Origin of the sequence: Bartonella sp. TT29SHDZB (assembly GCF_042193395.1) — a bacterium.
In the GTDB taxonomy this organism is placed as follows: Bacteria; Pseudomonadota; Alphaproteobacteria; order Rhizobiales; family Rhizobiaceae; genus Bartonella.
Genome location: NZ_JBHILQ010000002.1, coordinates 1 through 13,316, shown reverse-complemented (window position 1 = coordinate 13,316; position 13,316 = coordinate 1). Strand labels below are relative to the sequence as shown.

Sequence of the window (13,316 nt, the reverse complement as noted above, 5' to 3'; positions counted from 1 at the left end):
CTTCTTTTCTCTTTATATGTCTATCAACAAACTAAAATACCAGATAAAATAAGACATTTATTTAATATAGCTTATTGTAGTCTATGCTGAAGTAAAAATAATTAAACTACCATAAAAATACATGATAGCATTGGCTTTTTGAAAATAAGAAAAAATGGTACTGTGACTTCTTGATGATAAAGTAAATGAGAAAATGCCTCACCCATGCTCACTGATATTTGGAGAAACTATGAGCAAAAAAATACCAACAGATGATCATTTTATGCAAATGCAAAAACCTTTTGAACTTTTCGCAAAGTGGCTTGAAGAGGCAACGATAAGTGAAATAAATGATCCGAATGCTATGGCATTAGCAACAGTTGACGAAACAGGACTCCCTAATGTTCGTATGGTTCTCCTCAAAGACTACAGTCCCCAAGGCTTTGTCTTCTATACCAATTATGAAAGCTGTAAAGGACAAGAAATTTTAAAATCAATGAAAGCATCCTTAGGTTTTCATTGGAAATCGCTCCGTCGTCAGGTCAGAATTAGAGGAATTGTTGAAAAAGTAAGTCAACAGGAAGCCGATGCCTATTTCCAATCGCGACCACGTGGTAGTCGAATTGGTGCATGGGCATCTAAACAATCTCAACCTTTAGACAATCGTTTTGTGCTCGAAAAAGCAATTGCCCAATATACTGCGCGTTATGCTCTAGGTAATATTCCACGACCACCTTATTGGTCTGGGTTTCGTGTTAAACCCCTTTCTATAGAGTTCTGGTGCGATCGCCCATTTCGTTTACATGATCGTCTGCTTTTTACACGCGATTGTATTGAAAACAATGATTGGAAAAGACAAAAACTTTACCCCTAATCCTTCAAACTTCATCGTTATGAAGATTTTTTCTTCCCAACAGTTAAACAAATATTTTTTATTTGAAAAATTCTAAAAGAAGATGATGTATTTTATTTAAATAGAAGAATTTCATTTCCACTGTAACAGTTGATTAGTAATATTTTCTACTGTATCGCTTAAAAATAGATTAGCAACAAGCTTATTTAAAAAAACATACTGTATTCAGTAGAAACTATGATTTTAGCTAACTTATTTTTAGACCGCAGGATAAAATATCGTCCATATACCCCCACATACTAAACCAGCAAAAATCACAAAACCAATAAGCGAATTAGATTTGAAAAGCCTGAGGCATTGTGAACTGTCATCTATATCAATGACTTTAATTTGAATAAACATATGGATGCTTGCCACAAAAATCCCCAAAAAACTAAGAACAGGGACTCCAGCTAAATAAAATGCTAGACTAATGAACATCACAAAACCACCATACAAAAATACTAAAGCACGCTTGGTTGCTTTACCAAAGAGAAGAGCCGTAGAACGGACACCAACAGTAACGTCATCTTCTTTATCTTGATGTGCGTAGATTGTATCATATCCTATGGTCCACAAAATTGATCCCACATAAAGCAAGATTGGTGCCCAGCTTAAACTTCCAAAGACAACAGCCCACCCCATTAATGCCCCCCAATTAAACGCAACGCCTAAAAAAAACTGCGGCCAATATGTTACGCGTTTCATAAAAGGATAAAATGCAACAGCTATCAATGATGAAATACCTAGAAAAAAACTAAACCTATTAAATTGTGATAAAACAACTAAACCAACCAAACATTGCACAAGTATAAAAACTCTTGCTTGAAACCGACTCACATGACCTGTCGGCAATGGGCGAGAACGTGTCCTTTCTACCTGAGCATCAATTTTATGGTCAATAAGATCATTCCAAGTACATCCTGCCCCTCGCATAGCAATAGATCCCAGAAAAAAAAGAAAAAGATACCAAACCCAATGAAGAAACATTGATAAAAGAGTATCGTAATGCATGTTATAAGAGAAAAAAGCCATTGTTGTTGACCAAAAACAAGGCCACATCAACAATTGCCATCCAATAGGCCGATCCCAACGCGCCAATTGCGCATAAAACCATAAAGAACGGGGAAGAAAGCTGTAGACCCATTGTTTGGAAGATGCATCCATAACCCGTCCTTGGCTATCATAGGACTGAACATGCGCGATATTTTTATTTTTTTTCATCAAATGATTTACCTTTGGTCTTGCGATAGAGACATTTCATTCTTATGAGAAGGGGATGAGATTAATCATCTTTTATGAGAGGAGCAAGCAATGAATATTCTTCTTATTGGCTCAGGTGGACGAGAACACGCTTTAGCATGGAAAATAGCAGCATCACCACTGCTAACAAAGTTATATTGTGCTCCTGGAAATCCTGCAACAACAGAATTTGGTGAAAATATTAATTTGAACATTGATGATCACCCCCTTGTTATTGATTTTTGTAAAGCACATTCTATTGATCTTGTAATTGTAGGACCAGAAGCACCATTGGTAGCGGGTATAACAGATTCTCTTAATAGTGCTAACATTTGTGTATTTGGTCCTACTCAAAAAGCTGCTCAACTAGAAGGTTCAAAAGCTTTTACTAAAGATTTATGTCATAAGAATAACATTCCTACAGCAAGTTACCAATGCTTTGATGATGCCGCTAAAGCCAAAGCTTACATTCATCAACAAGGTGTTCCTATTGTCATTAAAGCTGATGGCTTAGCCGCCGGTAAAGGTGTCGTGGTTGCAACAACTATGGAAGAAGCATTTAACGCAGTTGATGCCTGCTTCAAAAGTACATTTGGAGATGCAGGAAACAAAATTGTTGTAGAATCTTTTCTTGAAGGTGAAGAAGCAAGCTTCTTCTGCCTTTGTGATGGTAAAGTTGCTCTTCCTTTTGGATCTGCTCAAGATCATAAACGTGTAGGTGATGGGGATATTGGAGCAAACACCGGTGGTATGGGTGCTTATTCACCAGCGCCCATCATGACCAAAGAAATAGTGAATCGTACTCTCAAAGAAATTGTTGAACCAGCTTTAAAAAGCATGAACGAAATGGGAACCCCCTTTAAAGGCATTCTCTTTGTCGGATTAATGATAACGCAAAAAGGACCCGAATTAATTGAATTTAACGTACGATTCGGTGATCCTGAATGTCAAGTTTTAATGATGCGCCTCAAAGATGACATTTTGCCAATTTTTCTTGCTGCTGCTCAAGGAAAACTTGAAAATAAGCCTCTTCAGTGGTCTGAAAAAGCTGCTCTCACCGTTGTTATGGCTGCTAATGGTTATCCAGACTCTCCCCAAAAAGGTACTGTTATCCGTAACGTTGATCAAGTAAACTCTCTTCCCGATGTGAGAGTTTTTCAAGCTGGTACAGTGTTGCGTGATGGAGAACTCATTGCAAATGGTGGACGTGTTCTCAATATAACTGCAACAGGAAAAACGATTACGCATGCACAAAAACGTGCCTATGAAGCTGTTGATTGTATTGATTGGCCAGAAGGTTTTGTTCGTCGTGATATCGGATGGAGAGCCGTTGCGCGAGAAAATTAAATCCTTTGAATATTCTTTTTTACGATTTTATTATTTTATATAAGAGCATGACACACAAATTTTCTCACTGTTTTACGTTGACCATAATTTTGAAAAAATGAGTGTGCTTTCCTTTGAACAATCAAATATTATAAATAGAATATCTACTCATGATAAAATAGGAAAATTTTCTGAATCTGAAAAAAATTCAAAAACACTTCCAGTAATCTTCTGGTGTTTTAATGATGTGACAAAAACCCAAAATTATACCGCAAAAAAACAGTTTCTATTGTTATGAAAACCGTTTTTACCTCTCCGAAAAAAGCGTTTAACGTAATTGATTCCTGCTGCAAATGTATGGTGTTAAAAAACTCTTCATTTACAATCATTGACTTCCTCTTTGTCTTCAAGAACCAAAAGTCACACCAAATTCCGTCTGTAAAGGTCTGGATTTTCATTGAGCGGATTCCTCTTGCTTCCCACTCATATGCTGCACTTACACAAATACCTACAAGCAAACTTAAGAATATTTGCCATATCTTCTAAAACACTTCATGTGTGAAGTTTACACGCCTTATATTACCGCTCCAAACAACGATGTTTTACAGCACAACAAGATAAATGCTGACGGTAGTACAAAAATGAATACATGTTAATATTACTGGAGTGCAATTCGATTCGCAATCACCAAACGCAAGCCTAACGGATTGCTATAACGAAGTAAAAAACGCTTTTGTTTAGAATGTGCTGTTGTACCAAAAAATCGATGTAAATCAGAACGATCTTTTACAACCAGAATGCGATTATCTTCATTGATCATAAGCATGGGAAGGCCATAAGTATCTGCCCATAACCGCCAATCCAGAAGAACATTATTCAAATCTCTGGAAACCAAAAGCGGTATACAAGCTTCCTCATCGGCATGAAGTAATTCTAATGCAACAGCTCTTTCTCCTGAACGCGTTTTTACGGTACGTGCTGCAATTCCTTGGAAATGATAAGGGGGTATTAAATGCGATAAACTTGAAGGCATATCCGTTTTAAAAGAAACACCACGCTCATTTAACGAACAAATAACCTGATTACCCGTTTTGGGTGAAAAATATGTCGTCGTTTGTGGCAAATGGCACGGATCTAACCGAAATTCAAGCACCGCTTTTGCCTGATTAAAGCATTGATTAGCCATATACATTATCCCAATTTATCTTAAATAACATACACCCTTTAGCAGCTTTTTCTCATTGGATTATTAAAAGTTTGAATAAAAAACAACTGGTTTCTTTTTTGGTTATTAAAATCTAAACAAAAATACATGATCACCATTCTTGAATTATAATACTTTTCCAGGATTCATTATCCCTAAAGGATCGAGCGTTTTTTTAATCCCTTGCATAATATCCAATGCGACAGGCGATTTAAAAGAACGAAGTTCTTCGCGCTTAAGCTGACCAATTCCATGCTCAGCAGAAAATGCACCTCTATAGTCCACCACTAAACTATGAATGCGATGATTCATTGTTGACCATAACTGCAAGAACACTGCCGTATCAGCTCCTACAGGTTGTGTAATATTATAATGTAAATTTCCATCGCCCATATGTCCAAAACAAATCACCCGTGCTCCTGGAGCAATATCTTCAACAATAAGCGCTGCCTCAGCAATAAAATCAGGAATAGAAGCAAGTGGGATTGCAATATCATGCTTAATGGACCCTCCTGCTAACTTTTGTGCTGATGATATACTTTCTCGTAATTGCCAAAAAAAATCTTGCTGTTTTAAAGATTGCGCAACAACTGCATCTTCTATCACCGCATTCTTTAAAGCTTCTTCTAAAATAGTACTCAATACCGATAACGCCTCATCATTGCCTTGCAACGATGAAATGTTCATTAATACATACCATTCATGTTTCCGCTGAAGAGGAAGCTTCTCACACATCTTATAATCTAAAGCCATTTGCAAACTGAGATTTCCCATGAGCTCAAAACCTGTCAACATCCCTCCTCCATATTCTTGAGCCAGAGATAAAAACTCTAAAGCCTTCGCCGGACTATATAATCCCACCAAAGCAACAGCTTTTCCTTTTATTTTTGGAAACATCTTCAAAACGGCTGCGGTTATAACACCCAATGTGCCTTCTGCACCAATAAAAAGATCTTTTAAATCGTAACCGCTATTGTCTTTTTTAACAAAACGCAAATCATCTAAAATACGCCCATCCGGTAAAACAACTTCTAAACCAAGACAAAGATCACGCATATTGCCATAAGCTAAAACAGCTGTCCCTCCAGCATTCGACGAAAGATTTCCTCCTACTTGGCAAGAACCTTCAGATGCCAAAGAAAGAGGGAAAAAACGACCTGATTCATCCACTTTTTTCTGTAAATCCTGTAAAATAACACCAGCCTCTACAACAACAAAGTTTCCCTCAAGATTTATAGCTCTAATCTTATTTAATCGCTCCATGGATAAAAGAACGCCCCCTCCTCTTTCATCTGGTTGTTGCCCCCCCACAAGCCCTGTATTTCCACCCTGTGGCACAATCGGTGTGCGCGTTTTGCTCGCTAACTGCATAATCGATGAGACCTCTGCGCAAGAAGATGGACGTAAAAGTAAAGGTGTTTTTCCATGAAAAAGCCCTCGCTCTTCAAGCAAATACGGTGCAATCAACGCTTGATCTGTTATAGCATGCTTAGCACCAACAATTTCCCTAAACCCCTCAATTAATTCCTGCTCCATGTTCATTTCTCCTTTGGAGCTGCAGCCCGTATAAGACGATCATTGATAGCCTCCCCTAATCCGTATAATGGAATAGGTTCTACTGCGATACATCTCACTTTAAATGAATCTAATTCCTTCATATATTGAAATAAATGAGAGGCTGCCTCTTCTAACTTTCCATCTTCGCTAAGGTTTAAAATAGACACGGCATTTTCAGCCCCCATAACACGCTTTGAACCAAATGCTAAAAGCGCTTCACCATTTTCCACCTTTTCTACATTCAAACGAACCGTGGCATTGGGAGCATAATGCGACTTTAACATTCCAGGAGCTTCAATCGCCGCCCTTTGATCTATCCGTTTTAAAGGCTTCCCCACAACTTCTTCAATTTCATCAGCCGCAAGCCCCCCTGGACGCAAAAGATAAATATTTTCACCACAAATTTTAATAATCGTTGATTCCAGACCTATTTTAGCAGGTCCTCCGTCCAATATCAAAGGAACAGATTCCCCCAAAGATGCAAAAACAGCCTCAGCTGAAGTAGGGCTAAGACGCCCCGATTGATTTGCACTAGGAGCAGCAAGTGGGCGGCCAAAATGTTGTACCACTTCTGCAAAACGACTGTCTGGAAAACGAACAGCCAAGGTATTCAAACCAGAGGTTGTTAAAGGATGGATATTATGCTGTTCCTTTAAAGGCAAAACCAATGTCAAAGGCCCTGGCCAAAATTCCTCCATTAATTGGCGTGAAAGAAAGTCAATTTTAACATAACGTTGTGCCATTTCGATGCCGCTGACATGCGCAATAAGAGGATTAATTTGCGGACGACCCTTTGTAGAATAAATAGAAGAAATTGCCCTTCCATTGGTTGCATCGCCCGCTAATCCATAAACAGTTTCCGTTGGTAACGCTACTAACTTCCCTTGTTCAAGAAGCGCTATTGCCTCTCTTATCGAAGCACTATTGAGTGGTAGAATCGTCATGACACATCATTTCTATAACACTCTTTTAGTGATATTATGCTCTTCTTTGTTCATATATCACATTGATTTTATATATTTTTTTAAGTATGGGGTTCATAAATAAAGGTTAGTGAATAGGATTTTCCAATATTCTTCTACAAAACATATCTTATTCTGCTAACTTTCTCTAATAGTTTTTTGAATTTTGCTAAGTTCTCTTGTGAAAAGCTATTGTTGAAACTCTTGATATAAACTTAACGTGCGGTACATTGTACCACAATTGAATAGGGGATTTAGCAATGGGAAAAATTCAAGCCCCCATACCTGATCAAGTTCAAGAAATTGCAAGTGCAGTTATTAAGTCTATGGGTTTAACTGTATCAGATGCAGTACGTATGTTTATGACCCGCATTGCTAGAGATCGAACATTACCACTTGGATCTATTTCAACCAAATCCGGAAACATTACGAGCTCTCGAGGATGCCGAAATGGGATGCGTCGAACATACATCATTAGACAGCTTAAGGACCATGATACGCGAAGATAGAACCGAAATGCGTAAATCTGAAAAGCAAACCTAAGCTTGCTATGCTAGAAATTGTTTATACGCGTTCATTCCGGCATAATCTTAAAAGTGAAAGCAAAGATAGGTATGCTAATACACTAGAGAAGGATTTGCTGCTTGTGGTCAAGCGTTAGCGAAGAATGAACCGCTAAAGGTGCATTGGAGAAATCATGCACTAACAGATAAATGGCACAATTGTCGTGATTGTCATATCAAGCCAGATTTAGTTTTGATCTATCGAAAGCCAAATACTAAAACACTAAAGCTCTTACGACTTGGTTTGCATTCTGAACTACGCTTATGATTGGATCTCCAATTTATAGTAAAAAGAATTTTTCGAAGTTTTTGCTTGTATAACAGTTTTTCTAATTCTTTGAGAACCACTGCTTCAAATGAGCGAAGATGTTGTCTATCGCATCCATGAGGCGTGCAAAATCAAGGATAAGCAAAAAAAAAAGAAAAAATGCTATCCACTTCATCAAGCGAGACATCATTTTCACGCTTTGATAGGTCATGATGATTTCTTGAAGGATTTCTTTTTCTGCTTCTGTAAGCTCTATATCGTCTTGTGTTTTTTTCTAACCATGTTTCCACCCACACAAGCGTTCACCCTGCTTGTTATGCTTTAAGATCTCTCTTACTAAGTTTGAGCTAATGGTGTTCAAATCTTGCCAGCTTAAATAAATTGGCAACCAGCCAACACAAGAAGAAGCATATTTATTTGTCGCGCAACCAATCAGAGAGAGCAGCACGCATATCAGCATCACTTTTTTGATTAACTTCACTTTCCACCTCCAAACGTGTTGTGGCTGCTTTTAAAGCTTTTTCTGTTTGCTTTTGTTGCTCTGCTTTTTTCCCAAGAGTAAAAGCTCTTGCTAAGGCAATAAAAAAAGCGGCTAAAGCCGCACCTGTTACCATCAAATTTCTTTTCATCCATAAGATCATAGGCGGTGCTCCTGAAAGCGTTTAGCAACAAAGAAAATACCAGTACATGCGGCTAAAACCATAATGGCGGCTAAAGCCCATTGGATTGGTCCATTGCCCACTAAAAATCCACCAAGACCTGAGAAAGAACCAATAATCGGTGCAAGGGCTTCGGCTTTGAAAACCCCCGTTGGTGCTTGCGTTTCTACTGTTTGATAATTGGAAGAAACATAAGCCCCTTTCGCCCATAGCCCTGCCTCTGCTACACGCCGGTGTACGAGACCTTATAAACGTTTGCCTCCCGCTTTGGTCCATTTCTGCAATTCGGTTGATACAGATTCATAATCCCCCGATTAAGCCTTTTAAGTAGTGTTCTATAGCCTTCTTGAGGGCTTAACGTATCGCCTATGATTTTCATGACAAGATTTGGATATTGCGTGAGTGCTTGCGCATCTTCATCGCTATACCCTTTAGAGCGTAAAAATTGCAAAGTTTGTTTATGTTGTGCGCGTCCCTTGTTACCGCATAAGGATAGATGCATTTGAAAAACTTTCTTGTGGTGTCTTTCCTAACGCAAGCCCTGCAAAAAAATCCATTAAATGCTCGGAAAATTCTGATTTTCTAAAACGCTCCCATAAGCTGCTTGGATTTGCGTCTTTATGAATAAAGTTCCCAACGGCGTTTACATAATTTGTTGCCTGTTCTGGCATATCATTTGCTTTTAAATGTTCCTCTTCTGGTAAGTGTGCATTCAAATGTTTTTCTTCTCCTATAGGTGCATCAAAAAGCTTTTCCTCATCATTTCCAGAATCGTTTTTCAAAGAGTTTGCCGCTATAGATTTCTCATTAAGTTGAGCAATATAATCCATCACATCTTTTTGCTGTCGCCCAGCTTTGTCCCCACTAGACTGATCAATGTTCCCAACAAGTGGAGCTTGAGGAATCATTGATGCAACACCTCCCTGCTCTGAGAAGTCATGTTTTTGTTGCTCTGGCACCTCTTGTATCTTAACAGTATTCTTTGAAACATCCGGCAATGGAGGCATTTGGCGTTTTAAATCATCCATAGACATAATCAATTCTGCTGGCGTTTTTTCCCAGCTTGTTCTGTCCCTGCTTGAGAACCGCGAATAAGCTCTGTAGGACTCAATTTTTGCGGAGTATTATCCCCATTGCTCGCATCAAAAGGGTCTGTGCGACAAGCAGCCCGTTCTAAAAAACTTGGCTTGTATCGTCCTTCCAACGGCGTGCTTGGAGGCATCGAGCGTTGTTGCAATAAATATCTAGGTAACTGCGGTATAACCTGATACATTAAAGGACGCAAAAATTTTGGATCAAACAACTTTAAAAGAGAATTTGTGTTTTCTTGTTCCATCACGGCATCCTGTCCATCTCACAGCCACGCTTGCTATAATCTACATGCAAAAAACCTATCGCCTTATGCAAGAAAACAGCTTCAGGTTTTGACTTCAAAACATCTTGTGCCATCACCCCGCGATAACGCTCTGGATAGCCCCTGTAGTTATACTCATAGAGTTTGTATCCATCTCGCTGCCCTACTCGTACGATATTTTCTTTCGCTCTGATGTTGCTAAGCCCAGCAAAAATACCAAGGATAGTTCCAACATTTCCAACAATCTCCTACGGATTAGGTTTTTTTATATAACAAGATATTGATTTATAATAATAATCTAGCGTTATTTATATTGAATTAGCCTCCCGAATAACGTAGAATTCTCTCATTTCAAATCTGTTTATCTTGAATCAATCAAAATCACTTGCTTGCACATCATAAGCGGGGCTGATGTGTGGGTAAAAACTATAGAAGAAAGGAGTAAAAATGATTCTTATGAAGAGTCTTAAGAGCCAAGGGCTGTAGCAACACCCACGAGCTGGTTTTGTACACTTTCAAAAATGATATCTTTACCTGCTCCCAAGGTGATATTCCCGCTCTGTTCATCATTGCTTTGCATCGGGTTTGTACCGGCAATAATATCGGCTCCAACACCATGGATGCAGCCTTATTTAAAGTGCCACCCGCTTGAATAATGATGCCAATCGCTATGCTGTTGAAACCGTTGGTAACCCTGCCTACCCTCTAGAGTTATTTCAGAGGGTTATTACCGTAAGTTTAGAGACAATGAAAATCGTTAAGAACCTACCAAAACTAGAAATTAAAGAAATTGAATAGACTTGGCTTGCTAAACTCACAAGGGGTATAGAGTCTTATAACCATAATCTATACCTCTCTTGTTAAGTTGATTACATACAATCTTTAAAAGGAGTGTTTGTATGCGTTATTCTAAAAAGAAATCATTTGCACTTTTAAATACTCTTATTTGGATTGCTTTAAGACTTTAAGAAACCCTATCTAAAATGAATACGCTTCTTTTACATTGCCTTTAAGAGGTTATACCGTAATCTAAAATGATAGCTTTATTGTTATCAAAAGCTTTGTTTAAAGAGGGTTATGTATATTTATTTTCTTATATTACTTATAGGTTTTGAAGGTTTCTACCCCCCCAAAACCCTTACAAAACATACATCATTAGCTGAATTTATAGGTTGTATTATTGATATAGGTTGTTTTTTGAAAAATTGATAAAAAATAATATATTGAAATATAATGACTTTTATTTTTTATTGAAAAATATGTAAAGGGGGGGTGTAAAAAGCACCTCCACCCCCCCCAAAACTCATAACCATAATGGTCTTGATAGCATTTCTTATGATTATAATCCCTTTCTTTTGAAAGGCTTTAAAGGATCACATGCTTTTTTCATAAAGCACATTTTAATCACTCACTAAAATCATAAGATTCGTCTGTTAAATAAACTGACATAACCGATAAAATAGACAATAATCCATTAAAAGGGATTTTGATCATCTATGGAATAATTTTATAGATCTTTTTTTATAGGTTATTTCCTTTAAATCTTGCACCAAAACCATGATCAGAGCCATACCACTGTTGAGTTTCTCAACTAGTGATCAAGGCTTTGGAGCGCGTCTTATTTTCTAAATTTCTGAAATCTTTTTGATATTTTTTAGGTGCTATTTCTTGTCTTTTTTTCCGATAAAATTGACTATTTTCTCTTTCCACGAGCGGGATTGCTCCTTGCTGATAACCTCTTGTTGATCATCAAAATCTTTTGCTACCCGTTCAATCAAAGCGTAACTCACTTGCTTCACCTTTGCTACTTCTTTGGCTAAAGCTAATGCACGTTCAAGGTGGGTTTTGTTGATGCTCTCGTCAAAGCCTAGGTGATCACCTGCCGTAAAGCTTTGCTGATAAGATTGTAAGGTCTCAATATTGCCCAATAAAGCAAGAGCGCCAAGATGAAGCAAAGCATAATCCGTATCATCTGCTTTAGACGTTGCATCCCGTTGCCAAGGAGCAGTGCCATAATCAGAGCGAAGTCTTTTAGAAAGGTCAATCTCTTTGACTGACCACTCTAAAGCATCATCAAGTGCTTGCTTTAAGCGATCCGCAGTAACTTCTGGTTCAAAGATTTCTAAACCCTTTGCTTCAAAATTAAGCTGTAAATCTGGAATATCTTCCGTGTAGGTAGGATCAATGAATTTACAAGCGGTGGAAAGAATGCCAGTACTAATCATAAAAGCGCTATCAAATTGCGGACAATCTTTGGCAATTTCGTCGTTATAAAGAATGTCTACTTCACGATCAGCCAATTGATAGCTTGCCATATAATCATTCTCATTGATTTTCTCGGTTGACCAGCCTAGGCTTTTCAAAAGTGTTGTCGCACTTTCCATGGTGAGACGATCATCAGTGTCATCCGCTTCATCCACTTCCTCTGCCACTTCAACAGAAGTTGTTTTAGAAGCAACAGATGCTGTTTGCGCATCCAAGCTTAAAATCGGAGCGTTTTTTGGAAAACCAGTCCGATAATGCCGTGCAAGAGTAAGAGAGTTGTCGATTGTATATTTCGTGATACCTTTCACAAAACCTAAAGAATTTCCCTTTCTAAAATTCTCTTTATAAAACTTAAGCCTCTCAACATCTCCAATCAGAATAAGCGCAATAAAATGGCGTATTATAAGATCATATTCACTGTCTGGGGGAAAAGCCGCATAATCACAGATGATTTGATTCACATTTTGTCGATCAGCCCAGCACAAAATATCCGCACAGATCTGCTTCAGTTTACCTTCATCCAATTCAGTACTAGAAACTGCATAAACTTCTTCTGATTCTTTAAGAACTGTATATTGGGGAGTATTGATGAAAATAGATCGATAAGCTGTAGAAAAACCAAGTGTTGAAAGAGAAACCTTGAAGGTAACAAATGGTGTCTCTCCTTTTTTATCAAGGTCGTACACTATATTAATGATACGATCTTTCTTTATAAAATAAGCATTGCAATTGTAATTTTTATCACGATAAACTGTCCAGTCTATCCTTTTTAAGTCTTCAGAAACTGTATTAAGAAAAGACAAATCTTGTAAACTAAGACGATCATCTATGGCTTTTCGCTCATTAAGGATTTTCAGATATTCTTCAGCAAATTGAACGGCATGGTTAATATATCTCTCTACTTCACTGTCATCCAAAATCTCAGAAATCGTACCTGCTTCTAAAAAATTTTGATAAGATTTCAGGACATCAATTTGACCTGTCAATGCTAAACAAGCTAAATGCCAGACTATACGTATATTGTAGCTATACTTTTGAACACGTG

At 37.9% G+C, this 13,316-nt stretch carries 9 protein-coding genes and 4 pseudogenes; 4 read left to right on the top strand and 9 right to left on the bottom strand.

Going from position 1 to position 13,316, the window contains the following annotated elements; translation table 11 throughout:
- Window positions 1–229 precede the first annotated feature (229 nt).
- Window positions 230–853: a pyridoxamine 5'-phosphate oxidase gene (gene pdxH / locus ACFIJJ_RS01270; protein ID WP_375631578.1), complete on the top strand. Its 624-nt coding sequence runs from the start codon at window positions 230–232 to the stop codon at window positions 851–853.
- Window positions 854–1,090: 237 nt separating this feature from the next.
- On the opposite strand, the gene ubiA is transcribed toward pdxH, so the two are convergent.
- On the bottom strand, window positions 1,091–2,095 hold the full coding sequence (gene ubiA / locus ACFIJJ_RS01265; RefSeq protein ID WP_375645712.1) for a 4-hydroxybenzoate octaprenyltransferase: 1,005 nt from the start codon (window positions 2,093–2,095) through the stop codon (window positions 1,091–1,093).
- Window positions 2,096–2,185: 90 nt separating this feature from the next.
- Here ubiA and purD point away from each other — a divergent pair, with 90 nt between their 5' ends.
- A complete protein-coding gene (purD, locus tag ACFIJJ_RS01260; protein ID WP_375645710.1) occupies window positions 2,186–3,460 on the top strand; it encodes a phosphoribosylamine--glycine ligase in 1,275 nt (424 codons plus the stop codon).
- 637 nt (window positions 3,461–4,097) lie between these two features.
- Here purD and ACFIJJ_RS01255 read toward each other — a convergent pair.
- From ACFIJJ_RS01255 to ACFIJJ_RS01245, 3 genes are all read right to left on the bottom strand, one after another.
- Window positions 4,098–4,625: a DUF6101 family protein gene (locus ACFIJJ_RS01255; RefSeq protein WP_375645709.1), complete on the bottom strand. Its 528-nt coding sequence runs from the start codon at window positions 4,623–4,625 to the stop codon at window positions 4,098–4,100.
- A gap of 144 nt (window positions 4,626–4,769) precedes the next feature.
- Window positions 4,770–6,179, bottom strand: a complete 1,410-nt coding sequence (locus ACFIJJ_RS01250) for an FAD-binding oxidoreductase (RefSeq protein ID WP_375645708.1) — start codon at window positions 6,177–6,179, stop codon at window positions 4,770–4,772.
- A gap of 2 nt (window positions 6,180–6,181) precedes the next feature.
- A complete protein-coding gene (locus tag ACFIJJ_RS01245; protein ID WP_375622322.1) occupies window positions 6,182–7,144 on the bottom strand; it encodes an L-threonylcarbamoyladenylate synthase in 963 nt (320 codons plus the stop codon).
- Between the two features lie 278 nt (window positions 7,145–7,422).
- Between ACFIJJ_RS01245 and ACFIJJ_RS01240 the strand changes: the two are divergent.
- Window positions 7,423–7,705: pseudogene (locus tag ACFIJJ_RS01240) on the top strand (type II toxin-antitoxin system RelB/DinJ family antitoxin).
- A 7-nt stretch (window positions 7,706–7,712) separates the two neighbouring features.
- Window positions 7,713–7,993: pseudogene (locus ACFIJJ_RS01235) on the top strand (type II toxin-antitoxin system YafQ family toxin).
- 61 nt (window positions 7,994–8,054) lie between these two features.
- Here ACFIJJ_RS01235 and ACFIJJ_RS01230 read toward each other — a convergent pair.
- The 5 genes and pseudogenes from ACFIJJ_RS01230 to ACFIJJ_RS01210 all read right to left on the bottom strand — a co-directional run.
- Complete coding sequence (locus ACFIJJ_RS01230) at window positions 8,055–8,249, bottom strand: hypothetical protein (protein ID WP_375645800.1); 195 nt, start codon at window positions 8,247–8,249, stop codon at window positions 8,055–8,057.
- A gap of 157 nt (window positions 8,250–8,406) precedes the next feature.
- A complete protein-coding gene (locus tag ACFIJJ_RS01225; RefSeq protein ID WP_375645707.1) occupies window positions 8,407–8,634 on the bottom strand; it encodes a hypothetical protein in 228 nt (75 codons plus the stop codon).
- Window positions 8,631–8,986: pseudogene (locus ACFIJJ_RS01220) on the bottom strand (glycoside hydrolase family protein); the annotation flags it as partial. The gene ACFIJJ_RS01225 and the pseudogene ACFIJJ_RS01220, both read right to left, overlap by 4 nt.
- Window positions 8,981–9,988, bottom strand: a pseudogene (locus tag ACFIJJ_RS01215) (hypothetical protein); the annotation flags it as partial. The pseudogenes ACFIJJ_RS01220 and ACFIJJ_RS01215, both read right to left, overlap by 6 nt.
- Window positions 9,989–11,667: 1,679 nt before the next feature.
- On the bottom strand, window positions 11,668–13,316 hold a 1,649-nt coding region (locus ACFIJJ_RS01210), incomplete at its 5' end, for a DUF6990 domain-containing protein (RefSeq protein ID WP_375645706.1).